This is a genomic window from Janthinobacterium sp. BJB301 (assembly GCF_002735685.1).
Taxonomy (GTDB): Bacteria; Pseudomonadota; Gammaproteobacteria; order Burkholderiales; family Burkholderiaceae_D; genus Janthinobacterium; species Janthinobacterium lividum.
Window position 1 is genome coordinate 391,024 of the sequence record NZ_PDZJ01000001.1, and the last position, 26,246, is coordinate 417,269.

Consider the following 26,246-nt stretch of genomic DNA (forward strand, 5'->3'; position numbering starts at 1 on the left):
AACCGCTGCATCCCTTGCGGGAGTCAGCGGTTTTTATGTATTGGTTGCGGGGACAGGATTTGAACCTGTGACCTTCGGGTTATGAGCCCGACGAGCTGCCAGACTGCTCCACCCCGCAGGCGAATTATATACGAGTTTGCTGCATTGCGGGAATGATCTTTGTCAGGCCTGCCGCATCGCTTACTGTTGCTTGAAAACCGTGGCCGTTCCCTGGCGTGTAAACGGCGTGCCCATATGGACTTTCTTGCCGCGCAGTTCGTATGGCAGAAAGGTGATGATTGAATAGCCATCGCGATGGTCGAGCGCTACGGCTATTGCATCTGATTGTTTGCCGGACGAGGGCAGGGGGACGGTGGCGTCATACACGAGGGCGGTTGTCTTGTATTCGCCGTCGACGGCGCCTTGCACCAGGGCTTCCTGTATCAGCTTGATGATGTCGGCCGGCAGTAGCGACATCGCAGCTGTGCTTGCGGGCATGAGGACGAATTTGTCGGCCTGCTTCAGGGCCGCGCCGAGCGGGAGGAAATGGCCTTGCTTTTCAAGTTGTAGCTTGGCCAAAGGAACGACGAACTCTTGCAGATATTCGGTATCTCTCTGTGCCTGGGATTGGGCTTGTGCCGTGGCGGAAAAGCACAGGACGGCAAGCAGGGTGATAGTGCGGCAGGCTTTCAAGGCGTGGCCCTTGTACATTTAAAGTTTCAATTTAACATGATTGTACAAAATGGGCGAGAATGAAAAAGCCGCTGATCCCTTTGCAAGAATCAGCGGCTTTCATATATTGGTTGCGGGGACAGGATTTGAACCTGTGACCTTCGGGTTATGAGCCCGACGAGCTGCCAGACTGCTCCACCCCGCAGGCGAATTATAGCGGGGTTTGCTGCAATGCGCAATGGCCGGGTTTCAGACCCTGGATTACGCCGCCGCCAGGCGCCACAGCGAGGTGATTTCCTTCGAGCGGGCCGCGTGCAGACTGTCGGTGGCGTCCTGCGCGCGCGGGTGCGTGGGTTTCACGTCCAGGCGGTCGATGACTTTCAAGCCCGCCTGTTGTATCCATTCCAGCAATTGCGCGCGCGGGCGCAGGCCCAGGTACTCGGCCAGGTCCGATAAAATCAGCCAGCCTTCGCCGTTTGCTTCCAGGTGCCCGGCCAGGCCGGCGAGGAAACCGCGCAGCATGCGGCTGTCCGGATCGTAGACGGCGTATTCGATCGGCGAGCTTGGGCGCGCCGGCAGCCAGGGCGGATTGCACACGATGAGCGGCGCGCGGCCCGCAGGGAACAGGTCGGCCTGCAGCACGTCGACCTTGTCAAGCAAATCGAGGCGGGCCAGGTTTTCGCGCGCGCAGGACAGGGCGCGCGGGTCCTGGTCGGTGGCGACGATGCGTTCGATGCCGCGTTGCGCCAGCACGGCGGCCAGCACGCCCGTGCCGGTGCCGATATCGAAGGCCAGCTTGGCGCGCGCGGGCAGCGGCGCTTCCGCCACCAGGCCCACGTATTCGCCGCGGATGGGCGCGAACACGCCGTAATGCGGGTGGATGCGCTGGCCCAGGGCCGGCAGTTCCACGCCCGTGCGGCGCCATTCGTGCGCGCCGATCAGGCCCAGCAATTCACGCAGCGAGGCGATAAACGGTTCTTCGCCGCGGCCATACGCTTCATTGCACGCCAGTTTCACGTCCGGCGCGCGGCGCAGCGGAATCGTGTAGTCGGCCTCGAAAGGCAGCAGCAGCATGGCCAGGGTACGGGCGCGTTGCGACTGGGCCTGGCGGTGCAAGTGGAAGGCTTCCGTGGCGGACGGTTCGGGTTTCGTCAGCTTGGCGGCCTTGGCCTTCTTGCTCGGTTTGTCGTTCTTGTGGTCGGCGCGCCGCGCCAGCGCCTGCAGCAGCTGGCGCGCGTTCTGGAAGTCGCCGCGCCACAGCATGGCCGTGCCTTCGCAGGCCAGGCGGTAAGCCTGGTCGGCCGTCGTGCGGTCATCGGCGATGACGACGCGCTTGGGCGGCGGCATGCCGCTTTCCGAGCGCCAGCGGGCCGAATGCTCGGCGCCGTTTTCGCTCCAGTGGATCTGCGGATGAACGGTAGGTGAAGAAGTGTCGGACATGGGATTCAATCGATAGAAGGTGGCGCGCGGCATGGTCGCCTGCGCAGGCCGTCTTCCATTATACGTTGCTGGCCGTGCTGCCAGCGGTGTCCGTACCGTAGGCGAGTGCCAGCGCGCGGGCGCGCGCCTGCTCTTCTGGCGTGGTTGCCACGGCTTTCCTGTCGGCTTTGGCGGTCTCGGTGGCATGGTCCGGCTGTACCAGCTTGAGCAAGCGCAAGCTCAGGCTGCCTGCCAGGCCGTCATCCTTGCCGCTGGCGCTGGCGCCATCGGACGTGCCCTGGTAGAGATTGCTTTGCAATTGCTGGCTCAGCAGCTTGAACAGGTCGTGCAGATTGCCGCCGAAGTGCGTGGCGGGCAACTCTTTCGCGGGCAACTCTGCGTCATCGGCGGAGCCTGCTTCCTCGGCGGCATTCTGCGTTTGCTCAAGGACGCCCGCGCTGATGTTCGATTGATATTGCACTTCCACTTCGAAGTCGAAGGTCTGGCCATCGGCCGTCGTGATCTTGCCCTTGCCGATGAAATGCGCGTTTTCATCGAGGCTGAAGGCGGCCGCGCGGCTGCTGCCGCCAGCGCCCGAGACGCTGGCGCTGCCACTGCTGAAGCTGGAGCCGGCCTGCAAGTCGACCGAATCGAAGGCGACGCTGGCGCCGTCGCCGAACAGCTGGTGCGTCATGGTGGAGAGGAAATCCTGCGCCACGTCGACGGTCGCGTTGCCCAGCGCATCGGTCCGCTGCGACAGTCCCTTGGCCGACAGGTCCAGGCCATTCTTTGACAGCGCCACCACGTCTTGCGCCGTGCGCTGCATCAGGGGCGAAGCGGCCAGGCCCGTGGCGCTGCTGCCCGTGCGGGACGGCTGCTGGCCAGCCAGCGTATTCGAGGCGGATTGACGGCTGGCAAGGGCGGGGAGCTGGGACATGGTCGGTTCAAATGGAGAGGATAGTCGAATTAACGGCAATATCGCCCCATTCTTTAACCATCAGTGGTGGTGCGACCAGCTACCGTCTGCCGATTCCAGGTAGGATTTGACGGCATCGGCCTGGCCCGTGGCGTGACGCTTGAGTTCGCCGCATGCGCAAATGCCCTGGTACGGCTGGATATGCGAGCAGGCGGAGACTTTTTGCAGGTAAACCTGCATGGATTTGTGACATTTTACGCACTTGAAGGTGAGGCTGCGGGCGGCTTTCATGGGGTTCCTTGAACTGTTGCGGGGCGTAGAGTTCGTCTACGCGAAGGCGGCGATTTTAACGTACTCCGGCCATCGTTACACGTTGTTGCATCTGCGCCACGCGCACGTCAACTGAATCCGCGCCGTGACGTTGAACGTATATAGGAGGTCGTCTGACCGCCATTGAAGAGGTAGCACCATGGACAAGCATGACAAGGAAAAGCCTGTACAGCCCGCCAAGGAGCTGGTCAGGAAGTGGCTGAAAGCGGAGCTGGAACAGCGCCGGCCCCCGCCCGACCCCGAGCAGATCCGCCGCGAACTGGGCTGGGATATGCTCAGACTGTGCCGGGAGCCGGCCAGCCGCTAGTGACTCAGCGCACCGTCACCACGCTCTTGCCGCCGGACCCAGGCTGCACGAGGATGCGGGTGGCGATGCGCTCCGTCATTTCCTGTACGTGCGAGATGACGCCCACCTTGCGGCCCATGGCTTGCAAGCCGTCGAGCGCATCCATGGCCACCCGCAGGGTTTCCGTGTCCAGGCTGCCGAAGCCCTCGTCGATGAACAGCGATTCCACGCGTACCCGGTTCGAGGACAGCGAGGCCAGGCCCAGCGCCAGGGCCAGCGAGACGAGGAACGATTCGCCGCCCGACAGCGAGTGCACGGAGCGCAGCTCGCCGCCCATGTCCTGGTCGCGCACCATCAGGCCCAGCGACGGATTGTTCGGGTTGTCGATGCGTTCGAGCTGGTAGCGGCGCGCCAGGTGGTTCAGGTGTGCATTGGCATAGCCCAGCAGCACTTCCAGCGTGAATTGCTGCGCATAGTTGCGGAATTTCTTGCCGTCGGCCGAGCCGATCAATTCATTCAGGCTGGCCCAGCGCCGCTCGATGACGGCTTGCGCCTCGATCTGCGCCAGCATAGCTTGCGCGCTGTGGCGCCGCGCGTCGTCCTGCGCGATGGCCAGGCGCAGGCGCGTCGCTTCCTGGTTGGCCGCCTGGCGTTCGGCGCCAAGCGCGTCGAGCGCCGCCTGCAGCACGGCCTCGTCCATTTCGAGGGCCTCCGGAGGCTGTTGCACATGCGCCGCCAGTTGCTGCCGGCGCTCGGCCAGCACGGAAACGGCCGCCGTGTGGCGGTCGGCGATCATCTGCAGGGCGTCGCGTTCGGCGCGCATGGCGTCCGGCGCGATGGCCAGGCGCGCGCGCAGCTCGTCGAGCGTGGCGGGCGCATGGCCGGAGTGACGCTGCCGGAACTGCTGCAGCCAGTCGTGCAGGGCGGCGGTGGCGCCGCGTTCCTGTTCATGCAGGGCGGCCAGGCGCTGTGCCAGCTGCACGCATGCTTCATCGAGGCGCGTGCGCTGCTGGCTGGCCGACTGCGCCGCCGTTTGCTGCTGTGCCAGCAGTTCCTTGGCCTGCGCGATGGCGCCAGCCAGGCTGTGTTCCACCTCGGCCACGTTCTGACCCTGCCATAGCGCGTTACGCTCCGTTTGCAATGCCGTGCGCTGTTTGTCGGCGGCGGCAAAGGCGGCGTGGGTTTCCTGCGCCGTGTGCTGTGCCTTGCCGGCGGCCAGCAACGCCGCTTCCAGTTGCGCGGCCAGGGTCGCCAGCGCGTGACCGCGATTGTCCTGGTCCGCCTGCTGTTTCAGCCATTGCCGGCTTTCCGTTTCGCGCGCCGCGCGGAAGGCGGCGGGGCCGGCGCGCCAGTTGTCCTTCCAGCCTTCGGCGCCTTCCACGTCGGCAAACGCGGCATCGAGCTGCGCCAGCAAGCCGTCAAGCGCGCTGCGCGACGTCTCCGCCTTGTCCACGCTGGCCGCCTGCTGCGCTTGCAACTGCGCCAGCCGTGTCTGCGTTTCGGCGACGGCGCTTGTGCAGCGCACGTGTTCCGCGCCGGCCAGTTCGTGCGCCGCCTGCGCCTGCTCGCGCCGCGCGCTGGCCTGGCGCAGCGCCGCCTCCTGCTGCGCCAGCGCTTGCAGGGCTGCCGCATTGGCCGTCAACTGCTGCGCGAACCAGTGCGCGCGCTGGTTTTCCGGCGGCAGATGCAGGGTATCGGCATGCGGCTGCCATTGCGCGTGCAGGCTGTCGATGGCGGGCGGCAGGACGGCCAGTTCCGCATCCGTCTGCGCCTGTTCGCGCGCGGTCGCGGCCAGCGCCGCCTTGTGCGTGGCCAGCCGTTCCAGATTGCTGCGCGCCTGCGCGCGGCAAGCCAGTACCTCATCCTGCAAGCTGGCCAGCATCGCCTGCAAGGCGTGGTCGGCGTGGCTGTACGGATGCTCCAGCGCGCCGCAGACGGGGCAGGGCTGCTCGTCCTGCAAGGTGGCGCGCAGCTGCTCGACGCTGGCCGCGCATGCCGCTTCCGCGCCTTTCAAGGACTTTTCCGCCTGCGCCAGGCTCGCTTCCAGCAGCGCTGTTTGTGCTGCTGCCGCGGCCAGCGCCGCGTTTTCCGTCTGCGCGGCCTGCGCCAGCTGGGCGGCCCTCGCTTGTCCGTGCGCCAGCGCCTGCTGCTGGCGCGCCAGCTCCGTCCACGTCTTTTCCGCCGCATTCAACTGGCGCGCATGGTTTTCCAGTTGTCCGCGCTGTTCCTGCAGCAGCTGTCCGTCGATGGCTTGCACGGCGGCCAGCGCTTCGCGCCGCTGCCCATCGTGCTCGGCGAGCGTGGCGGCGGCGGCCGTCAATGCGGCTTGCGCCGCGTGGCCCGCGTTGGTTGCCGCGCGCACCAGCTGCGCCGCTTCGGCAGCCTTGGCGTCGGCCGCATCGGCTTGCGCGGCAGCCTGGCCGGCCTGGGCGAACAGCTGGTCCGACAATTGCCACGACGTGGCCAGCGCTTGCCAATGCTGGTGCGATGCCAGCCACAGGCGTCCCGTCTCCTGCTCCGCCTGCACGGCGTGCTGGTGCTGCTGCAGATCGTGCAAGGTGGCGCGCGCCGTCTCGTTGGCCTGGTCTGCCGCCATTGCCGCCTCCCTGGCCTGGCGGTGCGCGGACAAGTGGGCGGCAATGCCGGCATCGAGCGCCTTGGCGGCATCGAGCTGCGGTGCCGCGTCGCGCTGCGCCGCTTCCCTGGCCTGCAAGGCCGCTGCCGCTTGCTGCACGCCGGCAGCCAGTTGCGTTTCGCTGGCCACGGCTTGCGCCGCCTGCGCGCGCGCCGTTTCCAGCGCGGCGCCGCTGCTGGCGATGTCGTTCGCCAGGCGTGCCACGTCATCGACGAAGGGGCGCGCCGGCTGCAGCAATTCCCACTGCGCCAGCGCCGTGCGGCGCTCTTCGGCAGCAGCCCGTTCGGCATCCGCGCCATCGAGCGCCTCTTGCGCCGCCGTCGCCTGGCTTTGCAGCTTGTGCGTTTCCTGGTGCCAGCGCTGCTGCAGTTCCAGCACCGCCTTGCGCAAGTCGATGGTTTGCAGGGTGGTCTCGGCCGCGCTGCACAGGGCCTCGGTATCGGTACGTTCTTCCGGCGACAAGGGCCGCTGGTCGGCCAGTTTTTCGCCCAGGCGTTCGAGGACCTGCTTTTCTTTTTTTGCCCGCTCGAAGGCGCGCATGGAAATGTCGGTATAGATGCTGCTGCCCGTCAGGGTTTCCAGCAACTCTCCCCGTTCATTGTCTTCCGTCTTGAGGAAGGTGGAAAACTCGTTTTGCGCCAGCAGCACGGCGCGCGTAAACTGGTCGAACGACAGGCCGATGCGCTTTTCGATCTCTTCCTTGACTTCCGTCTTGGTGCCGCCGATGGGCTGCAGCGCTGGCAGCTGGTGCAAGCTCATGGCGGTGGCTTGCAGCGCGCCTTCGGCTTTGGTGCGCGAGCGGCGCACGCTCCAGCGCGCGCGGTAGCTTGCGCCATCGTTGCCGACGAAGTCCACTTGCGCGTAGCCGTCCGGCGTGCCGCGCCGCAGCAGGGTGCGAGTATCCTGGGCGTTGACGGTTTCCTTGCCCACGTCGGGCAGGGCGCTGCCCCGGCCCAGCACTTTCAGCAGGCGCGGCGTGGCGTCGTACAGGGCCAGGCACAGGGCATCGAGCAGGGTGCTCTTGCCCGCGCCCGTGGGCCCGCTGATGGCGAACAGGCCGGAAGACGCGAGCGGCTCCTGCTGGAAGTCGACTTCAAATTCGCCGGCCAGCGAGGCCAGGTTCTTGCCGCTGATTTTCAGTATTTTCATGGTTCTTCAGGTGTGCTCAAGCGCCAGGCAGCAGCAGTTCGGCCAGGGCCGACAGTTGTTCGGGCGGCGCGGGCCGGCCGTATTTTTGCAGGTACAGGCGGCGGAAGATGTCGTCGGGCTGCAGCTGGCCCAATTGGTCGAGCGTCATGTTTTCGGGCGAGCTGCTGCGCGCGGCGCTCGATGTTTCGATCTTCGCCAGGCGCACGTGCTTGCCGTCGAGCGCCGTTTCGATGCGCGTGCGCAGGCCCGGCTCCGGCGCATCGAGGCGCACGCGCACTTCCAGGAAAGGCTGTGCTTCGGCCGGCGCGTCCGGCACGTCGAGGGCGGCCAGCTGTTCCAGCACTTCGGCAATCGGCGCCGGCGTGGCGGGCACGCGCAGCAGCGGCACGGCGCGCGGCACCTCGATGGCGCGTACCTCGCGTAATTGCTCGCCGTCGATATCGAGGCAGAGTACCTGATGGCGGTAATTCACTTCCGCGAAGGACAGGGGAATCGGGCTGCCGCAGTAGCGGATATGCTGCTGGCCGCCCACGGCCTGCGCCTTGTGCAAATGGCCCAGCGCCGCATACGCGATGGCGGTGTCGAAAATCCCCGACGGCAGCATTTCCGTGCCGCCGATGACGATGCGGCGTTCGGAGTCGTTCGACATTTCGCCGCCCACCATATGGCAGTGGCCCATGGCGATGATGGCTTGGCCGGGCTGGCGGCGCGCCAGCGCCAGGTCCGCCAGCTGGCGGTACAGCAGGGCGATGCCGCCCAGGTAGGCATCCTGGGTATCGCCGGCCGGCAGTCTCGGCACGTCGCCGGGGCGCAGGAAGGGCACGGCCAGGCACCAGGCCTGCACTTGCCCATCGGAGCCGGTGAGCGGCAGCAGCAGGTGTTCCAGGTCGATCTGGCCATCGTCGCCACGCAGCACATGGCCGACCACGTGCGTGCCATGCGCGGCCAGCAGGGGGCCGGGCGCTTCCAGGCGGCCGGCCGAATCGTGGTTGCCGGCGACGACGACCAGCTGCAGCGCCGGCAGGCGCGCGCGCGCCTGCTGCAGGAATACATATAACTGCTTTTGCGAGGCGGCGGAAGGGTTGGCGTTGTCGAACACGTCGCCGGCAACCAGCAGCACGTCGACCTGTTCGGCCACGAGCGTGTCGAGCAGCCAGTCGAGGAAGCGCTGGTGTTCGTAGCCCCGCTCATAATTGTGCAGGGTCTGGCCCAGATGCCAGTCGGAAGTGTGCAGCAGGCGCATGGTGGGGCAAGGGTAGGGAGGACAGGCGCCAATATAGCAGGAATGGCGCCTGTCTCACGCCGTCAGCACGCCTGCGCGATAAGTATTGCGCCCATCCTGTTTCGCCTGATACAGCAGCACGTCGGCCCGCTGCAGCAGCACGGCGGGGGAAATGTCTTCGTCGCGGTAGAAGGCCAGGCCGATGCTGGCGGAAATGCGCACGCTGATGCCATCGAGTTCGAACGGCTGCTGCATGGCGGCGACGATTTTTTCCGCCAGCACGGCCGCGTCGTCGGGCCGGGTGATCTGTTCCATGATGATGGTGAATTCGTCGCCGCCCAGGCGGGCGATGATATCGGTGGCGCGCATGGTCTGCGTCAGGCGCTGGGCGAAGGCGCGCAGCAGGGCGTCGCCGGTGCCGTGGCCATGCGTGTCGTTGACGGGCTTGAAGCGGTCGATATCCATGTACATGACCGCCATCAGGTGCTGCTGCTGGCGGCTCGCGTGCATGGCGTCGCTGAGTTTTTGCTGGAAGCCGGCGCGGTTCGACAAGCCCGTCAGCGCATCGACCTGGGCCAGCTTCAGCAGGCGCTGTTTTTCGCGCTTTTGCACGGTGATATCCTGGCGCATCACGTGAAAACCCACCACCTGCAGCTTGTCTTCGCCGATCTGCGGGATGTAGATCACTTCCATGCAGCGCTCGATGCCTTCCTTGTCGTCTTCTTCCTCGAAGCTCAGGGTTTCGCCCGCCAGCACTCTTTCGATATACGGCGCCACCGTGCGGTAGCGCGCCTCGCCCACGGTGTCGCGCACGCTTTTTCCCAGCGCCTGCCGGCCCGTCAGGCCGAATTCGCGTTCATAGGCGATGTTCAGGAAGCGGTAGACCTGGTCGGCGTCGATGTACGCGATCATGGCCGGCAAGGTGTCGGCGATGGTGCGCAGGCGCGCTTCGCTTTCCAGCAGCGCCACTTCCGATTCGCGCAAGGTGGTGATGTCGTCCAGGGTCCCTACGTAGCCTTCGATCCGGCCGTCGATGAGGATGGGGGCAATTTTGACGGAGACCCAGACCAGCCTGCCGTCGCGCTGCAGGCAGCGCAGGGTGGACTGGAACGGCGCGTGGCTGCGCGTGAGCTGTTCCAGCGCCACGTGCATCAGCGGATAGTCGTCCGGGTGCAGGGCGCTGGTCCAGCCGGCGCCCAGGGCGGCGGCGCGCGGCAAGCCCGTGATCGATTCGAAGGTGCGGTTGACGTAGGTGCAGCGGCGCTGGCGGTCCAGGCGCACCAGCCCGAGCGGCGAAGCGTCGTTGACGGCGGCCAGTTCGGCCTGTTTCTGGCGCAGTTCCAGTTCCTGCTGGCGGCGCTGCGAGATATCTTCGGCGATGCACAGGATATGTTCGATCTGCTGGCGCTCGTCGAACACGGGCACGGAGACGGCGCGCAGGTAGCGCAGGCTGCCGTCAGCCAGGCGCAGCGGTTTTTCCGTATGGTCGATGACCCCGCGTTCGGCCAGGATGGCGCGGTCGTCCTCGGCGTCGTGCAGGCCGAAGTCGGGCGGGAAGGCCTGGCAATCGGTCTTGCCGATGACGTCGGCGGCCAGGTGGCCGGTGATATCCTCGGCGGCCTTGTTCCACACTTCCATCTTGCCGAAATTTTCCGGGCGCGCGCTTTTCACGTAGACCAGCACGGGCAAATGGTCGATCAGCGACTGCAGGAAGCTGCGGTTGTCCTGCAGCGCCAGTTCGTCGTGCTTGCGCGCGCTGATGTCGCGCGAGGTGACGGCCACGCCGTCGGCAATCGGCACCACCTGGTGGCGCAGCCAGCGCGTTCCTCCCGAGGCCAGCGGCAGCTCGAATTCATCTTCCAGCGGCTGGCCCGTTTCCATCACCAGCACGAAGCGCTCGAAAAAACGCTCGCCGCGCAGCAGCGGCATCTGCTGCAGCACGCGCTGGCCCAGCAGTTCGGAGCGTGGCTTGCCCAGCATGTCGGCGGCCCGCTCGTTGATGTCGGCGAAGATGAAATCTTCCACCGGCTTGCCCGGCGCGGGGCGCCAGGCTTTCAGCAGCAGCACGGCATCGAGGCTGCCCTGGTGCGCCGCGCGCAGCAAGGCCTGCGTCTCCTTGGCCTGGCGGATGCTGCGGCGCAGGCGCGCGCTCTGGCGCATCAGCAGGGTCGTAAAGCCGGCAATGAGCACGCTGGCGGCAAGCAGCGCGCCGACATAGACCAGGCGGCGGTGTTCGAAGCGTGCCAGGGCGACGGCGCGGTTCACGCCCACCACGGCCAGCAGCGGGTAGCGCGGCAGCTCGTGGTAGCTGTAGATGCGTGACGTCGCGTCGACGGGCGGCTCGATCAGCAGTTCTTCGGGGGCGTGCTGCGGCGGTCCCGGTATGCGGAAGTCGATGCGGTCGCTGAGGATCAATTGCTCGCCGATGCGTCCCACCGTCAGCCCGCTGTCGCGCGCCACCAGCATCAGCGCGCCCTGTTCATCGAGGTTCAGGCGGTCGTAGTCGTCGACAAAATACGTGGGGTCGACGAGGATGACGATGGCGCCGGCGAAGCGGCCTTGGGCATCGTTCAGGCGGCGCGCCAGGCGGATGGTCCAGCGCTTGCTCTCGGCATCGAGCATGGGCGTGTCGACCAGGGCCGTGTCGGACGCATTCGCGGCCAGCGCCCTGAAAAATGCCTGCGTGGCCAGGTTTTCCGGCAGATAGGCGTGAGCGCTGTCGACCACATTGCCGTGCGCGTCGATGAGGGCGATCGGCAATTCGAGCTTCGATGGCAGCACGCTGTCGAGCAGGCCCTGGCGGCGCGTGAATTCATTCAGGCGCAGGCCACCGTCCGTTTCCTCGTATTTGAGCTTGAACAGTTGGGTGGCGTGGTCCGTCTGGCGCAGGGTGAAACTGGTATGGTCGGCCAGGGTGCGCGCCAGCGACTGGCTGACGGCCACGGCGTCGCGCACGGCGCTGGCCCGCTCCTGGCCAACCTGGTAAAAGACGGCCGCCCACAGCGCCAGCAGCAAGATGAGCGCGAACAGGGGTACCAGGCTGAGACGGTACAGGCGGCGGGCAAGGCGTTGCAGGGGTCTTGTTATCGCTATCACGGGCGCTTGCAGGCTAGGGTCATGGAAAAGGGGAAGGGCGGCGTGGCGCGCATCATAGCCGAAATATGCTGACCTGCGCGCTGCCTGCTGCCCCAGCGTCTGTTCGTAGTCTGTCGCTGGCCTTATTTTGCGTTAAATCAAGTATCTGTGGTGCCGCGCACGCTAAAAAAAGCACGCCGGCGGCGACACGGGCTGGCGGCGTGGCAGAAAAAGTACAATTGCGACCCCATCCTCATTAAAATGGGCGCTTCTACCTCCCATATCGAAAGTTGTCATGCAGAGTAAAAAGCCCGACGCGGCAAGACTGGACAAGATCGTGGCCGAAGCGCGCCGCGCCGCCGACCAGCGCGAGAGCGGCTACCGCGAGCGCTCGCTGAAGATGTATCCGTGGGTCTGCGGCCGCTGCATGCGCGAATTTACGCGCGCCAACGTGCAGCAGCTGACGGTGCACCACCGCGACCATAACCACGACAACAATCCGCCGGACGGCAGCAACTGGGAACTGCTGTGCCTGTATTGCCACGACAATGAGCACTCGCGCTACCTGGAAGCGGACCGTGGCGCCGGCCTGCTGTCGGCCGAGGTGGCGCCCGCCACGCACAATCCGTTTGCCGCGCTCGCTGGCCTGATCAAGAAAAAGGACTGAGCGGGCCGCGCCGCTTCCCCCATGCGCATCTTGCTGACCGAAGACGACCCGCAGCTGGGCCGCGCCACGCAGATCGGCCTGGAACAGGGCGGCTATGCCGTCGACTGGGTCACGAGCGCCGAACACGCGCACACGGCCGTGCGCCTGCACGACTATGGCTGTATTTTGCTCGACCTGGGCTTGCCGGGGCAGGATGGCATGCAGGCGCTGGGCGTGCTGCGTGACAATGGCTACAGCGGCGCCGTGCTGGTCGTCACGGCGCGCGACCAGGTGGGCGAGCGCATCGCCGGGCTCGACGCGGGGGCCGACGACTTCATCGTGAAACCGTTCGACCTCGACGAGCTGGCCGCGCGCATCCGCAGCGCCTGCCGCCGCGCCGCCGGCCGCCTGCGCGAGCACCTCGTGCATGGCGACCTGGTGCTCGATATCGCGGACCGGCAGGTGACGCAAGGGGGCTTGCCCGTGACCTTGACGGTGAAGGAATTTCGCATCCTGCAACTGCTGCTGGAGCACGGCGGCCGGGTGCTGAGCCGGGAACAGCTGGAAAAAAACCTGTACAGCTGGGGTGACGAAGTGGAAAGCAATGCCGTGCAAGTGCATATCCACCACCTGCGCAAGAAGCTGGGGCGGGACTTGATACGCACCGTGCATGCGATCGGTTATTGCATCGACAAGCCCAAAGCGGCTTGACACAAAAACGGGCTACCCTGAGGCAGCCCGTTCGATGTTGACGCTGATGGCGCGTTACGGCATCAGAAATCGACGGTGGCCGACAGCCACAGACGGCGGCCGTCCAGGCTGTTGACATAGCGGTTGGCGTAGTTCAATGCCGGTGCGCGGTATGGCTGGTAGTCGATGAAGTCCTTGTTGAGCAGGTTGTACACGGCCGCGTTCAGGGTGACGCGCTTGTTCAGCTGATAACTGCTGCCCAGGTGCAACATGGTGTAACCCTTGTAGTCGCCCAGCGCGGCCTTGGCGGCGCGCGTGGAAGCCGAGGTGCCCGGATCGCGGAAGCGTTCGCTGCGGTACTCGGCGCGCAGCCAGCCGTTCCACTCGCGCGAGATATCCCACGACAGGCGCGCATTGACGGTGTGCTTGGGCGTGTCGCTCAGGGGCTTGCCGGCATTGCTGCCACTCTTCTGTTCGCTTTCCGTGTACGTGTAGTTGGCGCTGGCCGACAGGGTCTTGCCCAGTGGGAAGCGTGTGTTCAGCTCGACGCCGCGCGTGACGGCCTCATCCACATTGACCGATTGGCCAAATGCGTCCACGTTGGGCCAGTTGCCGAAGCTGACGCAGCCGGGACGGTTCGGCGAGGGGCGGTAGTCGCAGTTGACGAGGCCCGTGCCCGTCGTGATCTTGTCCTTGAATTGATTGTTGAACAGGGAGCCGCTGGCGGTCCAGCCGGCCAGGTTGTCGAAATACGCGGCGATTTCCGTCGTCGTGCTCGTTTCCGGCTTCAGGTCCGGGCTGCCGACGAGGGGGATCGTGCCCTGGCCGCCGAAACCGTTGATTCCTGGCGACAATTGTTCCACGCGCGGCGTCTTGTAGCCCTTGCTGACGCCGCCCTTGATGGTCCAGCTTGGTGCTGCGTTCCACACGGCATAGGCGCGGGGGCTGGTCTGGCCGCCGAAGATGCTGTGATCGTCATAACGGGCGCCGACGGTCAGCGCGACGTTGTCCAGCACCTGCCATTCGTCTTCCACGAACAGGGCTTTTTGCGTGAATTCGAATTTTTTCGGCGCCACGCCATCCGTCATTTCCGCTTTCCACCATTGTGCGCCGACGGTGGCCATGTGTTTGCCCAACGGCATGACCAGTTTGGTGTCGAACACCTGGCTTTCCACTTCCAGGGTGCGCGCGCTGCCAGCGACGGCGCCGGGCGTGCCTGGCGGAATCGTGCGGCCCAGGGTTTCCGTCTTGTTCACCATGTAGCTGCTGTCCAGCGTGCCGAAGCCGAAGCGGCCCGTGTGCGACAGGGTCCACTGGTCGCGCTTGTATTTCTGTTCCGGGCCGTAGCCGCCCTGTACGGTATTGGTGCCGAGCTGGCCCTTCGAATTGTCGTAGGTCTGGCGGCCCGCGTCCGCGTCGAGGATGACGGTGTGGTAGCGGTTCGGCGTGAAGGCCAGGCGCGCGCCAAAGTTCTCGATGTCCGAGCGCACGGGGTTGGCGCCCATGCTGGCGGGCACTTGCGCGCCGGCCGCGTTGGGGACGCGGATGTCGGCCGCATCGCGGCGCTGCTTGCTGCCGCGCAGGGACAGGCCCAGCAGGTCGGTGGCGATGGGGCCGCTCAGGTAGAAGCGGCCGCTTTTCACGTCGCCGAAGTCCGACTCTTCCTGCAAGGTGTAGTCGGCCGAGACGGAGCCCATCCACTGCTTGCCCACCTTGCGCGTGATGATGTTGATCACGCCGCCCATGGCGTCCGAGCCGTACAGGGTCGACATGGGGCCGCGGATGATTTCGATGCGCTCGATGGCGGCCAGCGGCGGCATGAAGCTCGTCTGCGTGCCGCCGAAGCCGTTCGGCGTGACATTGCCGGCCGCGTTCTGGCGGCGTCCGTCGATCAGCACCAGGGTGTAGTCGCTGGGCATGCCGCGGATGCTGATGTTCATGCCGCCCGTCTTGTCGCCCGCCGCGCCCACGTCGATGCCTTCCACGCTTTCCAGCGCCTGCGTCAGGTTGCCGAAGCGCTCCTTCGACAGCTCCTGGCGCGTCAGCACCGTGATCGAGGCCGGCGCCTGCTTGATATCCTGCTCGAAACCGGAGGCGGAGACCACCACTTCCGGCATGCTGGCAGGCGTGCCCGTCTGGGCGTGAGCCGGCAGGCAGGACAGGGCGGCCAAGGCCAGGGCCAAGGTGGTGGGACGCGGCAGGCGCGCGCTGCGGGTGCTGTTGGACATGCAAACTCCTGATGGTGGATGAGTTATTGGTTTTGCTGGTGCAAGCTAATGGGAATCATTGAGGCAATAAGAATCATTTACAATTGCAGCCATGGCTTCCCAAAAAATATTTCGCTCCGGATCTTGCGCAGAAGTTCTTAAGAGATTCTTAACGGCTGGCGGCGACCTGAAAACCTGGTCGCTGCGGCGCACTTTGCTGGGCGTGCTGCTGGGCCTGACCCTGGCCCTGTGGGTGGGCAGCGCCGCCATCGTGTACGTGGAAGCGCGCCGCGAAAGCCAGGAACTGTTCGACCAGTCGCTGATCGAGACGGGCCACCTGCTGCTGTCGCTGGTGGAAAAGGATGCGCGCCAACACGGCTTGACGGGGCCCATCGACGTGCCGCTGCGCGGCCATCCGAATCCCCATCAGTATTTGCTGTTCAAGGTGCGCGACGCGCAGCAGCGCGTGCTGTACCGTAATGACGCGGCGTCCGATATCGCCCTGTCGCGCAGCGCGCCGGACGGCCTGTCCTGGACCCTCATTGGCGGCCAGCGCTGGCGTCTGTTTTCGTTGTGGGACCCGCAGCGCACCCTGCAGCTGCTGGTGGCCGAGCCGACCAGCCACCGCGACGATATCAGCCGCGGCTTCTTTTACCGCATCGCCGTGTTCGGCCTGCTGCTGGTGGCGCTGGCCACCATCGCCATCTGGTGGAGCATCCACCGCGTGTTTCGCGTGCTGCAGGCGTCCGCCGATGAAGTGTCGGCGCGCACGCCCGATGACCTGGCCGACGTCAGGCTGGCTGGCGCACCCACCGAGCTGCATCCGCTGTTGCTGGAAATTAACCGCCTGTTCGGCAGAGTGCGGCAAAGCCGCGACAACGAGCAGCGCTTCACGGCCGATGCCGCGCACGAATTGCGCACGCCGCTGGCCGCCATCAAGACCAATCTGCAAGTGCTGCAGCGGGCCCGCAGCGAGGCTGAGCGCGAGGAATTCATTGCAGCCCTGGGTGTCAGCGTGGAGCGCGCCACGCGCCTCGTCAACCAGTTGCTGGCGCTGGCGCAGCTCGACCCGCATTCGGGCGCGGCGGCCGACTTGCGCGCGGGGGACCTGTCCGACCTGCTGGCCGAGCAGGCCGCGCAGTGGCAGGCGCTGGCCGCGACGTACCGGCTGTCGCTGAGCGTGATCATGGCACCGGCGCCCTGCGCGCTGCATGCGGACAGCCTGCAGATGTTGCTGCGCAACCTGGTCGATAATGCGCTGCGCTATACGCCGGCGCCCGGCTGTGTCGTCATCAACTGCGGCGTGGAAGCGGGGCGCAGCTATTTGCGCGTGGCCGATTCCGGTCCGGGCATCGCCGAGGAACTGCACGCGCGCGCGTTCGAGCGTTTTGTGCGCCTGGGCGGCGGGCAGCTGCCCGGCAGCGGCCTGGGCCTGTCCATCGTGCGCCGCATCGCCGAACGGCATGGCGCGGACATCCTCCTCGGCGCAGGTTTGCAGGGCAGGGGGCTGGCGGTGACGGTCGTGTTTCCATGACGGTCCCGCCAGGGCAAGGCGTTTAGGCCGACTTTACAGCGACTTCAGGAACGCCAGCAGCGCGTCGCGGTCCGTCTTCGACAGGTTCTCGAAACGCTGGCGCGCTTTTGTCCCTTCGCCGCCGTGCCACAAGATCGCTTCCGTCAGGCTGCGCGCGCGGCCGTCATGCAGGTAGCCCGCCTTGCCGCCATTGCCCATGACTTTTTCCGTGTAGCCGATGCCCCACAGCGGTGCCGTGCGCCACATGCTGCCTTGCGCCTGGCCTTCCGTGAAGGTATCGGCCAACTCGGGACCCATGTCGTGCAGCAGCAGGTCGGTGTACGGACGGATGGTCTGGTTGCGCAGTTCCGCAAACAAATGTCCCGCGCCCGTCTTCATTTCCACCGTGTGGCAGGCAGCGCAGCGCATGCCCTGGAACAGCTTCGAGCCGGCGGAAACCTGCTGCGGGTCGACCTTGAGCTCCTCGATCGGCGCCACGCCTTTCGGGAAACCGCTGGCGATGCTGCGCTGGGCCGGCACGGCCACCAGGGCCAGGTATTGCGTGATCGATTGCAGGTCCGCTTCCGAGATGCCTGGCTGGGCGCCGCCCGCCGCACAGGCTACCGGCCCCGCCATGCAGGCGCGGTTGCGGTACACGGGCGAAGTGACGGCCATGTCCAGCAGCAGCGCGTCGGCGGCCTGGTGGCGCAAGGTGGCTTTCGAGGCCTTCCAGCCGAAGCGGCCCACGCGCACGGCGCCCGTCTCTGGTTCATATACATAGTTGGGCAGGCCCTTGACGCCGTCGGCATCCGGCGTGCTGCGGGCGCGCGCCAGGATGTCGGCTTCCGGCACGGCTTCCAGCAAGCCCGCGCCGATCATGGGCGGCGCCGCGCGCAGCGAAACGACTTGCGGCACGGGGCCTTCGAAGGCCAGCGTCGGCTTGCGCAGTTCGACCTGCGTGCCGTCGGCCAGGGTGGTCTTGCTCGTCGTGAAACCGCCCACGCTGACGCCGTTGCCCCAGTTTTGCGGCACGCCGGAAGGCGAGACGGCATTCATCTGGATCGCGGTGCCGTATTGCGGGTGCGGCACCTGCTGCCCCGCCGCATTGATGCTGGCGACGCGCACGGCCATCGTGTCGAGGCGCTGGTTCAGGGCCATCGGCGCGGGGCTGCGGCCATTGTTGACGTGGCAGGCGATGCAGGCCGACTGTCCGTAGCGCTGTCCCTGCAGGCCGACGGCGGGCGCGTAACGGTCGTTGCCGCCTTCGTTATGCTCGCCGGTGGTGAAGTTGGTATGCACCAGGCGCCGGCCCTCGACGAAGCGCTGCATGTTCTGCATGCCGATATTGTTGTGCGGCTGCTGGAACATGAACAGGGCGTTGTCCGAGTAGTTATACGACACGGAACCGAGGCCGCCGGAGAGCGTTTCCTCCGGCAGTGGCACGGAATTGAGGCGCGGCTGCACGCCATACCAGGGCCGCAGTCCCGCGCCCACCACATACGTCCATTCGTACGAGTAGTAGCGAATGCCGCCGGCATCGCCTTTCGACGCCATCGAGGCGGTGGTGGAAAACATCGATGGCGACACTTCGATGATGTCGCCCGCCGTCAGCGCGCGCGCCTTGACGTCCGTGCCATTCGGCATGCCGCCGGCATCGAGGCCGCCATGGCCCGGGTACTCCTTGATCAGCAGTGTGCAGGCGCCATTGATGCCGTTGGCGTTCGTCAGCCTGTCGTTGGCCGGGTAGGCCGTCGGCTTGCAGACGGGGACATTGCGGTCCACCAGTTCGCCGGGCGACATCCAACCGTAGCCCGTCACGCCGGGACGGTCGAAACCGCGGAAGAAGGCCACGCTGCCGGACAGAAAATCGACGGTGGTGTACTGGTTGACGATCAGCGTGGGCTTGGTAACGCCGCGTACCTTGCTGTTGTCGATGATTTCCACGCCCCAGGTGCGGTTCTTGAAGTATTGCGGCACGAAAGTGAGGTAATTACCCGGCCCCTTGTCTTGCGGCAGGCCCGTGACGGGATCGACCGTTTCATTCGGGCCGTAGCCGATTTCATTCCATTCCTCGCCCCGTTCGCGGCCATGGCGCGCCAGGCCGCGCGCGCCGAAGCGCGTCACCAGGGTGCCGTCTGCCAGGGTGAATTGCAGGCTTTCCAGCGGCTGGGCGGCGGCCGGCAGCGGTGTCCAGCCGGTGCCGTTGGCGGGGAATTTCAGCGCCGACGTCGCAGTCGACGGCAGGCTGTTGTCACTGCCCGGCGTCTTGAAGCCCACTTCCAGCAGCGAGTAGCCATACTGCGTGGCGCGCGCCACGCCCTGCAGGCGGATGTAGCGGGCATTGATGCCCAGGTTGAAGAATTCCTCGGTGCCGCCGTGGCCATTCGTCACGTAGCGCACTTGCGACCATTTCTGGCCATCGTCGGAGACCTGCAGCGCGTACTGCTTGCCGTATGCGTTTTCCCACTGCAGTTTCATGTAGCCGACGGGCGTCTTCGCGCCGAAGTCGAACTGGATCCAGGCGCCGTCCTCGAACTTGCTGGCCCAGCGTGTGCCCGTCTTGCCGTCGATCGCCATGGCGGCCGACATGCCGTTGTTTTCCACGGGCGAGGAAGTGGCGGCCACGGGGCGGATATCCACGCCAGGCTGGCCCGGATCGATGGTGACCGGGGGCGGTTCGGTGACGGGCGGCGTCACGGGCGGCAGCACGGGCGTACCCGAAAATGCCTGGATTTCAAAGATGGAGTAGCCGTATTGGCCTGCGCGTTTGATGCCCTGCATGCGCAGGTAGCGTCCTTGCGCGTCGAACCCCGTGACGTCCTCGATGCCCCCCTTGCTGTCGCTGACGTTCTGGATGGTGGTCCAGTGCGTATTGTCGTCCGATACCTGCAGCAGGTAGGCGCTGGCGTGCGCGTTTTCCCAGGCGATATGTACGCGGGTAATGCGCTGCGAGGTGCCGAAATCGAGGGTCAGATATTCGTTGTCCGTAAAGCCGCTGCCCCAGCGCGTGCTGTCGTTGCGGTCGATGGCGGCGCTGGCCGACAGGTCGCCCCGTTCCGCCGAGCTGGCCGTGGCGGCGACGGGCGTCAGCGCCGTTTCCGCCGACGTTTGCGCCAGCAGGCGCTGCGCCGTGGAGGGCGTGGCCGGGTTGTCGCCGCCACCGCCGCCGCACGCGGCCAGCAGCAGGGCCAGGGCCAGCGGCAAGCGCCGCCTGGAAAAGTGGATAAAGCCGGCCGGGTGCTGCCGGGGCCGAAGCAGGGATGTGTGCATGCTATCTTCCTTGTTTTTATTGATTATGCAAGATTGGTCAGACTGGACGTCTCCGCATCCCCGTCGATGGTGTTGCGCATGGTCCACCGTCACGGCAGCGCCTTGCGGCCGGGGGGCGGCAAGGAAGGACATGGCGGCAAAGATGGGGGGAGCAGTTTTAATTGCCGTATGGCAATAATTTTCTTAAGTTATAGAAGCGCATGAGGCATGTCAAGCGGTCTCGTGGACTTGTCATCAACTGTTCATGTCGCCCGGGTTTTTTGCACTATGCTGGTGCGCAAGATGAATAATAATGGGCGATAGCATGAATAAAATTCAGCAAGAAATGCGTGGCGCGCGACGGGAATGCGGTATCTTCCTGAAATGCCTGCCGACTGCGCGCCCCCTTTTTTGAGGAAGAACTGACCTTGCCGATTCCGCCCGCCATACCGATACTCCCGCCGCTCTCGCTGCCCGCCGCGCGCGCCTTGCACCTGGCCGCGCAGGGCTTGCTGCAGGCGCGCCGCAGGAAAGCCGTCAAGGCCGATGTGCTGGCCGCCGTGCGGCAGATGGGCGTGCTGCAGATCGACACCATCCACGTGGTGGCGCGCAGCCCGTATCTGGTGTTGTGGAGCCGGCTGGGCGACTATCCGCAGCCGTGGCTGGAGCAATTGCTGGCCGAGGGCGCGCTGTTCGAATACTGGGCGCATGAAGCCTGCTTCGTGCCCATCGAAGACTATGGTTTGTACCGCCACCGCATGCTGGACCCGGCCGCCATGGGCTGGAAATACTCCGTCAAATGGATGGCCGAGCAGGGCGAGGCCGTGGCCTCGGTGCTCGAACATATCCGCGCCAACGGCGCCGCGCGCTCCGCCGATTTCGAGCGCACGGATGGCCAGGCGGGCGGCTGGTGGAGCTGGAAGCCGGAAAAGCGCTCGCTTGAGGTCTTGTTTACCTCGGGCGTGCTGATGATCGCCAAGCGCCACAATTTCCAGCGCTATTACGACCTGGCCGAACGCGTTTTGCCGGGCTGGCACGATGGCTTGCTGCCGCCCGAAGAGCAGGTGCGCCGGCGCCTGCTGCTGGCCAGCGTGAAGGCGCTGGGCCTGGCGCGGGCCAGCTGGATCAGCGACTACTTCCGCACCAAACAAGCGCGCGCCAGCCTGGCGCACGATCTGCAGGCGCTGGTGGACGAGGGCGCGCTGCTGCGCTGCACGGTCGAGGGCTGGATTGACGCCGTGTACGTGCATGCCGAGCATGGGGACTTGCTGCGCGCAGCGGCTGCGGGCAAGCTGGCGCCCAGCCTGACGACGATCTTGTCGCCGTTCGATCCCGTCGTGTGGGATCGGCGCCGCGCGCTGGAATTGTTCGGCTTTGACTACCGGCTCGAATGCTATACGCCCGCTGAAAAACGCCGGTATGGTTACTTCACCCTGCCGATCTTGCGGCGCGGCGCGCTGGTGGGGCGCCTGGACGCCAAGGCGCACCGCGCGCAGGGGCGCTTCGAGATCAAGTCGCTGGTGCTGGAAGAGGGCGTGCGCCTCAGCTCCCGCCTGGTGCAGGACGTGGCTGGCGCCGTGCAGCGGCTGGCGCTCTGGCATGCCTGCCCGCAGGTCGAGATCGTCCAGGCGCAGCCGGCGGCTTTCGGTGTGCAGCTGGCCGAGGCCCTGCACGACGGCGGCGCTGCCGCAAGGCGGGCCGCATGATGCTGCCGCCGGCTCCTCCCCAGCTGCTCGACGCCGATGGCGTTCCCTGCTTTGGCCGCTACACGGGCCAATTGAGCGCCTTCGACTGGGTGGCGCTGGCGCCGCCGCACGCTCGCGGCGCCCTCTGGCGCCTGTTCCACCACAAGCGCTGGCACTATGTGGCCCTGTCCACGCCGACCCTGTTCTGCGGCGTGGCCATCGTCGACCTGGGCTGGACCAGCACGGCCTTCGCGTATGCCTTCGACCGCCACAAGGGCAAGATCGTGGCAAGCTTTTCGCAGGATGGCATTCCCGGCCTGTGCGCGTCCGTGGCGCCGCATGCGGGCGCCAGCAGCCGTTTCCGGTTTTTCTCGCAAAAAATCAGCATCGAAGCCCAGCCGCAGCAGCGCTACCGATTGCGGCTCGATTGCGGCCATTTCGGCATCGATGCGGAATTCGGCCCGCCCGTGGCGCCCACCTTGCTGGCCGTGGGACCCGTGGGCGAGGGCGGCAGCGTGCACGCCACGCAAAAGTCGGGCGGCTTGCCCTTGTGGGGCACGGTGCGTTGCGGCGCCATGGGCTACAGCTTGGACGACGGCGTGGCCAGCTTCGATTATTCGAACGGCTTGCTGGCGCGCGAGACGGAATGGCGCTGGGCCTCGGCGCACAGCCTGGACCTGGGTTTCAACCTGCAGGCTGGTTATTTCGGCGCGCATGAAAACGCGCTGTGGCTCGATGGCCAGCTGTATCCGCTGGGCCGCGCGCATTTCGACTTCAATCCCGACAATCCGCTGGCGCCGTGGCATGTATGGACGGACGACGATCTGCTGGACCTGCACTTCAAGCCGGAAGGCGCGCGGCGCGAGGATAAAAACCTGTGGATCGCCGCCAGCCGCTACATCCAGCCGATCGGCACTTTCAGCGGCTGGGTGCGCACCAGCGCGGAGTCTCCCAAGCGCATCGTGGCGCAGCTGGCCGGGGTAACGGAAAGCCACCGCTCGCGCTGGTAGGCGCACTGTTTTTTTGCGAAACGCGCGACAAGGTCAAGTTTTTTTGGCAAGGCATCCTATACACTGGGGCGTTACCAAGTAAGCCATTCCGGCAATCCATGAGGCCAGAACATGAGTATCCGTAATCTCGACAAGCTGTTCAAGCCGGCCTCGGTGGCCCTGATCGGCGCCACGGCGCGCGAACGCAAGCTGGGCGCCATCGCCCTGTACAACCTGCTGGGCGGCGGCTACCAGGGAGAGATTTGGCCCGTCAATCCCAAGTACGACGAGCTGATGGGCCTGAAATGCTACCGCAGGCTGGCGCACTTGCCCAAGGCGCCGGACCTGGCCATCATCTGCACGCCGCCCGCCACCATCACGGCACTGATCCGCGAACTGGGCGCGCTGGGCACGCGCGCGGCCATCGTCATGACGTCCGGCCTTGACCCCGTGCGCGAGCAGTCGCTGCGCCTGGCCATGCTGAAGGCGGCAAAACCGCACCTGCTGCGCATACTGGGCCCCAACAGCATGGGCCTGCTCGTGCCGAAACTGGGCTTGAACGCCAGCTTCGCCCATGTCGGCGCCACCAGCGGCAAGATCGCCTTCGTGTCGCAGTCGGGCGCGCTGGTGTCGGGCGTGCTCGACTGGGCCAACGCGCACGGCGTGGGCTTTTCCAAGTTCATTTCGCTCGGCGCCAGCTACGATATCGATTTCGGCGACCTGCTCGACTACCTGGCCGGCGACATCGACACGGCCGCCATCCTGCTGTATATGGAAGACATCCAGGCGGCGCGCAAATTCATGTCGGCGGCGCGGGCGGCCGCGCGCAGCAAGCCCGTCATCGTCCTGAAAGCGGGGCGCGAGGCGGAAGGCGCTGCCATGGCGGCCTGGCATACGGGTGCGCTGGCCGGCTCCGACGCCGTGTACGACGCGGCCATCCGCCGCGCCGGCATGCTGCGCGTGTATTCGGCCGAAGAGCTCTTCGACGCCGTGGAAACGCTCACGCATATCCGTTCCCAGCGCGGCGAGCGCCTGGCGATCCTGTGCAATGGCGGCGGCCTGGGCGTGATGGCCACCGATGCGCTGGTGAGCAGCGGCGGCAAGCTGGCCGAGCTGTCGGCCGATACCGTCATCGCGCTGGAAAAGGCGCTGCCACGCGGCTGGTCGCACGACAACCCGGTGGGCTTGCCCGGCGACGCGGCCGTGCAGCGCTATGCCGACGCCATCAAGCCGCTGCTCGACGAGCCGCAGGCGGACGCCTTGCTGCTGCTGCACGCGCCCACGGCCATGGTCTCGTCGATCGACATCGCCGAAGCCGTCACGCCGCTGATCAAGGCCACCTCGCGCACGGTGCTGTCGTGCCTGTTGGGCGGCACCACCGTGGCGCCCGCGCGCCAGGTCTTCAACCGGGCCGGCATTCCCACCTACGACACGCCGGAAAAAGCCGTGCATGGCTTCATGCAGATCGTGCAATACCGGCGCAACCAGGAAACCCTGATGCAGGTGCCGGCGCAGCTGCCCATGTCGGCCACGCCGCGCCGCGCGCGCGTGCGCGAAATCGTCGCCGCCGCGCTGGCGGCCGGGCAGACGGTGCTGGGCGAATGCCGCTCGAAGGAAATCCTGGCCGCCTACGGCATTCCCGTCGCCACCACGCGCATGGCGGCCGACGTGGAAGAGGCGCTGGCCGTGGCGGCCGACATCGGCTATCCCGTCGCGCTGAAAATCCACTCGCCCGACATCGCCCACAAATCCGACGTGGGCGGCGTGGCGCTCGACCTCGATACGCCCGACATCCTGCGCACGGCCGCCGCCGCCATGCTCAAGCGCGTGCGCCGCATGCGCCCCGACGCGCTGATCGACGGCTTTACGGTGCAGCAGATGGCGCGCCGGCCGCAATCGCATGAATTGATCGTCGGCGTGACGACGGACGCCGCCTTCGGCCCCGTGATATTGGTGGGGCAGGGCGGCATCGCCGTGGAGGTGACGGCCGACCACGCCATCGGCCTGCCGCCGCTGAACATGGTGCTGGCGCGCGACATGCTGGCGCGCACGCGCGTGTCGAAACTGCTGGCCGGCTACCGCAACCAGCCGCCGGCCGACATCGACGCCATCTGCTACACCCTGATCCAGGTGGCCGAACTGGTGGCCGACATCGGCGAGCTGGCCGAACTCGACATCAACCCGCTGGTGGCCGACGCGGATGGCGTGATCGCCCTCGACGCGCGCATCCGCCTGCAGCCGGGCCAGAAGCGCGACCGCCTGGCCATCCGCCCGTATCCGCAGGAGCTGGAAGAGCAGGTGACGTGGATGGATCAGCCGATCCTGCTGCGCCCCATCCGCCCCGAGGACGCGCCGCAGCACATGGACCTGTTCCACGCGCTGGACCCGGACGACGTGCGCCTGCGCTTTTTCACGTCCATGCGCGAATTGCCCGTGTCGCAGCTGGCGCGCCTGACGCAGATCGATTACGACCGCGCCATGGCCTTCATCGCCACGCACACGGGACCGGACGGCAAGCCGGAAACCCTGGGCGTGGTGCGCGCCGTGGCCGACCCGGACAATATCCATGCCGACTTCGCCATCGCCGTGCGCTCGGCCCTGAAGGGCAAGGGACTGGGACACATCCTGTTTGAAAAGCTCGTCGACTACTTCCGCAGCCGGGGCACGGAGGCGCTGGTGGGCGAGGCGATGGCGCGCAACAAGGGCATGCAGCGGCTGGTGAAAAGTTTCGGCGGCGAAGTCACGCCGTCGGAAGAGCCTGGCGTCGTCAATCTGCATATCGGCCTGCGCGCGCCGTAAAAGAAAGCGCGGCTGGCCAGCCGCGGGTTTGTGCAGGATCAAACCCGTCCCTGTCGGTAGTCTTTACACTTTCACTTCCAGGATGACATATCCAGCGCGTTTTCGGGAGTGAGTGCATGCTTACGGCAACATATATATTGGTTTCCCTGTCGGTGGAACAGGCCAGCATCCGCATGAGTTTGTTGGCTTTTCAGAAATGCATGCATGTGCAGCTGCGCCACCAGAGACAGCTCAGCCTGGCGCAGCTGCAGTACGCGGGCGACTGGCTGAACCGGCTGTACCAGGGGGGCTACTGGCGCAAGGTGGAGATGTATCTGATCCCCGCCATCCGCCAGGCCGCGCCGCATGCCGATGGTTTGTTGAATGAAATCAACGGTTTGAACCACGCGGCGCTGGAAAGCATCAATGTCGTGCAGCAGCGCGCGGGCGCCGCCATCGACCATTCCGAATTGCAGGCCGAGCAGCTGTGCGCGGCCATCGACGCCTTTTGCGCAGCCTTGCTGCAGCGCCTGGAAAAAGAAGAGCGCGAACTGTTCGCCCTGGCGCGCAAGGTCATCGTTGGCGAAGCGTGGTTTGCCATCGCCTACCAGTTCCTCGCCCACGATGCGCGCGCGCAGGAAGCGCGCCGTGGCAAGGCGCAAGTGCTGCCCTTTGTTTTGCCAGCGCCTTTGCCAGCACCCTTGCCGGCAGCCGGCGACAGCGCTGAAACGGCAGCGGATGGCGCACAGTCCGCGCCTGCCGTGCCGCCACCGCCGCTGCGCGCGCAGGCTTGAACGGGTAGCGAG

17 protein-coding genes and 2 tRNA genes are annotated in these 26,246 nt (G+C 66.1%); 8 read left to right on the forward strand and 11 right to left on the reverse strand.

All coding sequences use genetic code 11. The annotated features are described in order from the left end of the window. Positions 1–41 precede the first annotated feature (41 nt). The 6 genes from CSQ91_RS01850 to CSQ91_RS01875 all read right to left on the reverse strand — a co-directional run bounded on the left by CSQ91_RS01850 (position 42) and on the right by CSQ91_RS01875 (position 3,277). Positions 42–118 (reverse strand) — tRNA-Met (locus CSQ91_RS01850). 62 nt (positions 119–180) lie between these two features. Then, a complete protein-coding gene (locus CSQ91_RS01855) occupies positions 181–690 on the reverse strand; it encodes a hypothetical protein (protein WP_099387209.1) in 510 nt (169 codons plus the stop codon). 89 nt (positions 691–779) lie between these two features. Then, a tRNA-Met gene (locus CSQ91_RS01860) sits at positions 780–856 on the reverse strand. A gap of 56 nt (positions 857–912) precedes the next feature. Next, positions 913–2,091 (reverse strand): methyltransferase, encoded by a 1,179-nt coding sequence (locus tag CSQ91_RS01865; RefSeq protein ID WP_143450918.1) that lies wholly within the window; start codon positions 2,089–2,091, stop codon positions 913–915. Between the two features lie 58 nt (positions 2,092–2,149). After that, entirely contained in the window at positions 2,150–3,007 is an 858-nt protein-coding gene (locus tag CSQ91_RS01870; RefSeq protein ID WP_099387211.1) for a hypothetical protein, read from the reverse strand. Between the two features lie 60 nt (positions 3,008–3,067). Continuing rightward, a complete protein-coding gene (locus CSQ91_RS01875) occupies positions 3,068–3,277 on the reverse strand; it encodes a hypothetical protein (RefSeq protein WP_034755039.1) in 210 nt (69 codons plus the stop codon). Positions 3,278–3,455: 178 nt separating this feature from the next. Between CSQ91_RS01875 and CSQ91_RS28830 the strand changes: the two genes are divergently transcribed. Continuing rightward, positions 3,456–3,623, forward strand: coding sequence for a hypothetical protein (locus CSQ91_RS28830; RefSeq protein ID WP_162835746.1), 168 nt, complete (start codon positions 3,456–3,458; stop codon positions 3,621–3,623). Positions 3,624–3,627: 4 nt separating this feature from the next. Here CSQ91_RS28830 and CSQ91_RS01880 read toward each other — a convergent pair whose 3' ends face one another. From CSQ91_RS01880 to CSQ91_RS01890, 3 genes are read right to left on the reverse strand one after another with little or no spacing between them, the layout of a single operon-like run. Beyond that, complete coding sequence (locus CSQ91_RS01880) at positions 3,628–7,386, reverse strand: AAA family ATPase (protein ID WP_099387212.1); 3,759 nt, start codon at positions 7,384–7,386, stop codon at positions 3,628–3,630. 16 nt (positions 7,387–7,402) lie between these two features. Beyond that, a complete protein-coding gene (locus tag CSQ91_RS01885) occupies positions 7,403–8,629 on the reverse strand; it encodes an exonuclease SbcCD subunit D C-terminal domain-containing protein (RefSeq protein ID WP_099387213.1) in 1,227 nt (408 codons plus the stop codon). Between the two features lie 54 nt (positions 8,630–8,683). Beyond that, a complete protein-coding gene (locus tag CSQ91_RS01890) occupies positions 8,684–11,704 on the reverse strand; it encodes a PAS domain-containing protein (RefSeq protein ID WP_244965437.1) in 3,021 nt (1,006 codons plus the stop codon). A 274-nt stretch (positions 11,705–11,978) separates the two neighbouring features. Here CSQ91_RS01890 and CSQ91_RS01895 point away from each other — a divergent pair, with 274 nt between their 5' ends. Together CSQ91_RS01895 and CSQ91_RS01900 are read left to right on the forward strand one after the other, a co-directional pair. Next, complete coding sequence (locus tag CSQ91_RS01895; RefSeq protein ID WP_034755042.1) at positions 11,979–12,350, forward strand: YajD family HNH nuclease; 372 nt, start codon at positions 11,979–11,981, stop codon at positions 12,348–12,350. Between the two features lie 21 nt (positions 12,351–12,371). Beyond that, positions 12,372–13,040 carry a response regulator gene (locus CSQ91_RS01900; protein ID WP_070254154.1) on the forward strand — a complete coding sequence of 223 codons (669 nt, stop codon included), beginning with the start codon at positions 12,372–12,374 and terminating at the stop codon, positions 13,038–13,040. 62 nt (positions 13,041–13,102) lie between these two features. On the opposite strand, the gene CSQ91_RS01905 is transcribed toward CSQ91_RS01900, so the two are convergent. Beyond that, entirely contained in the window at positions 13,103–15,247 is a 2,145-nt protein-coding gene (locus CSQ91_RS01905) for a TonB-dependent receptor domain-containing protein (RefSeq protein WP_099387214.1), read from the reverse strand. A gap of 202 nt (positions 15,248–15,449) precedes the next feature. Between CSQ91_RS01905 and CSQ91_RS01910 the strand changes: the two genes are divergently transcribed. Continuing rightward, complete coding sequence (locus tag CSQ91_RS01910; protein WP_257217316.1) at positions 15,450–16,760, forward strand: sensor histidine kinase; 1,311 nt, start codon at positions 15,450–15,452, stop codon at positions 16,758–16,760. Between the two features lie 33 nt (positions 16,761–16,793). Here the strand turns inward: CSQ91_RS01910 and CSQ91_RS01915 are convergent, their stop codons facing one another. After that, positions 16,794–20,009 carry a di-heme oxidoredictase family protein gene (locus CSQ91_RS01915; protein WP_099387216.1) on the reverse strand — a complete coding sequence of 1,072 codons (3,216 nt, stop codon included), beginning with the start codon at positions 20,007–20,009 and terminating at the stop codon, positions 16,794–16,796. 407 nt (positions 20,010–20,416) lie between these two features. On the opposite strand from CSQ91_RS01915, the gene CSQ91_RS01920 reads away from it, so the two are divergent. The 4 genes from CSQ91_RS01920 (at position 20,417) to CSQ91_RS01935 (ending at position 26,234) form a co-directional block, all read left to right on the forward strand. Further along, complete coding sequence (locus CSQ91_RS01920; protein WP_257217191.1) at positions 20,417–21,694, forward strand: winged helix-turn-helix domain-containing protein; 1,278 nt, start codon at positions 20,417–20,419, stop codon at positions 21,692–21,694. Then, positions 21,691–22,683, forward strand: a complete 993-nt coding sequence (locus CSQ91_RS01925; RefSeq protein WP_099387217.1) for a DUF2804 domain-containing protein — start codon at positions 21,691–21,693, stop codon at positions 22,681–22,683. Before CSQ91_RS01920 ends, CSQ91_RS01925 begins: the two co-directional genes overlap by 4 nt. A 111-nt stretch (positions 22,684–22,794) precedes the next feature. Then, the gene (locus CSQ91_RS01930; RefSeq protein WP_180278314.1) at positions 22,795–25,461 is read left to right on the forward strand and encodes a bifunctional acetate--CoA ligase family protein/GNAT family N-acetyltransferase; all 2,667 of its coding nucleotides are present in this window, start codon (positions 22,795–22,797) and stop codon (positions 25,459–25,461) included. 116 nt (positions 25,462–25,577) lie between these two features. Beyond that, complete coding sequence (locus CSQ91_RS01935; protein WP_143450919.1) at positions 25,578–26,234, forward strand: hypothetical protein; 657 nt, start codon at positions 25,578–25,580, stop codon at positions 26,232–26,234. Positions 26,235–26,246 lie beyond the last annotated feature (12 nt).

Excerpts from the sequence above, each read along its gene's own strand:
- CSQ91_RS01885 (WP_099387213.1), bottom strand. The coding sequence starts at position 8,629 with ATGCGCCTGCTGCACACTTCCGACTGGCATCTGGGCCAGACCCTGCAC.
- CSQ91_RS01895 (WP_034755042.1), top strand. The coding sequence starts at position 11,979 with ATGCAGAGTAAAAAGCCCGACGCGGCAAGACTGGACAAGATCGTGGCC.
- CSQ91_RS01855 (WP_099387209.1), bottom strand. The coding sequence starts at position 690 with ATGTACAAGGGCCACGCCTTGAAAGCCTGCCGCACTATCACCCTGCTT.
- CSQ91_RS01865 (WP_143450918.1), bottom strand. The coding sequence starts at position 2,091 with ATGTCCGACACTTCTTCACCTACCGTTCATCCGCAGATCCACTGGAGC.
- CSQ91_RS01900 (WP_070254154.1), top strand. The coding sequence starts at position 12,372 with ATGCGCATCTTGCTGACCGAAGACGACCCGCAGCTGGGCCGCGCCACG.
- CSQ91_RS01880 (WP_099387212.1), bottom strand. The coding sequence starts at position 7,386 with ATGAAAATACTGAAAATCAGCGGCAAGAACCTGGCCTCGCTGGCCGGC.
- CSQ91_RS01870 (WP_099387211.1), bottom strand. The coding sequence starts at position 3,007 with ATGTCCCAGCTCCCCGCCCTTGCCAGCCGTCAATCCGCCTCGAATACG.
- CSQ91_RS28830 (WP_162835746.1), top strand. The coding sequence starts at position 3,456 with ATGGACAAGCATGACAAGGAAAAGCCTGTACAGCCCGCCAAGGAGCTG.
- CSQ91_RS01905 (WP_099387214.1), bottom strand. The coding sequence starts at position 15,247 with ATGTCCAACAGCACCCGCAGCGCGCGCCTGCCGCGTCCCACCACCTTG.
- CSQ91_RS01925 (WP_099387217.1), top strand. The coding sequence starts at position 21,691 with ATGATGCTGCCGCCGGCTCCTCCCCAGCTGCTCGACGCCGATGGCGTT.
- CSQ91_RS01915 (WP_099387216.1), bottom strand. The coding sequence starts at position 20,009 with ATGCACACATCCCTGCTTCGGCCCCGGCAGCACCCGGCCGGCTTTATC.
- CSQ91_RS01935 (WP_143450919.1), top strand. The coding sequence starts at position 25,578 with ATGCTTACGGCAACATATATATTGGTTTCCCTGTCGGTGGAACAGGCC.
- CSQ91_RS01930 (WP_180278314.1), top strand. The coding sequence starts at position 22,795 with ATGAGTATCCGTAATCTCGACAAGCTGTTCAAGCCGGCCTCGGTGGCC.
- CSQ91_RS01875 (WP_034755039.1), bottom strand. The coding sequence starts at position 3,277 with ATGAAAGCCGCCCGCAGCCTCACCTTCAAGTGCGTAAAATGTCACAAA.